The 699-nt window shown below is 37.8% G+C and carries 1 protein-coding gene; it reads right to left on the bottom strand.

Going from position 1 to position 699, the window contains the following annotated elements; translation table 11 throughout:
- Window positions 1–558 (bottom strand): hypothetical protein (locus OKC42_RS22665; protein WP_270820941.1); only part of this gene is annotated, 558 nt, incomplete at its 3' end.
- Between the last annotated feature and the right edge of the window lie 141 nt (window positions 559–699).

The raw sequence follows: 699 nt of genomic DNA, 5'->3' as shown, positions 1-699 counted from the left end.
CATATCTGGAAAAGGTATTGGATTCAGGGCTGGCTGAATTGAAGTCAATTTAACAATATGTTCACGCTCTCGCCCTGTGGTTTTCCCATACCCTCCATCACCATAGACTAAACATCTTCTAGAATCATCATCATTGAACCAATCTACAAACTCATCTACTTCTTTATGCCGTCCTTCAAAAGTTTCAGTTTGTCTGATAGGTACATTATGCTCGACAATGTATTCTTTTCCGCAACAATTTACTTCAATTATCTTATAACTTTCGTTGTTATAGTCACCTAGATTGTTAAATATATTTTCTTCAGGAAGAGAAACCGTTTTTTCATCGGAGAGATTGTAATCTAGAGGCTGTAGTTTTAATTTCCAGTTTCCTTGTTTCTGCGTGACGCTAGTTATTACGATAGCTTTTCCTTGGTATACTAATGGAAACTCTATTTTTAACCTACCTGATGGGATTTCAATCAGTATGACTTTATTATCCAAAGTTGGTATTACTGTTGAGAAGACAGTTAGGCATTGGTCAATTAACAACTCTATTTTGTCGACCCAGATTGACATTGAAGATTTATCAAGAACTCCATGTCCTGGTTTATTGTTCCTGAAGGTCACCCACTCTTGCAACCAGGGCGGGAGCACACTTTGTTGATATTTTAACCAAAGAATAACTGAGCCCGATAGTCGTCATTCCAGCCGGCTCTT

The organism is Aeromonas sp. Y311-2 (assembly GCF_027706025.1).
GTDB classification, from domain to species: Bacteria; Pseudomonadota; Gammaproteobacteria; order Enterobacterales; family Aeromonadaceae; genus Aeromonas; species Aeromonas veronii.
Note: the sequence above shows the minus strand (reverse complement) of the source record. Positions and strands in the feature narration are given on the sequence as shown.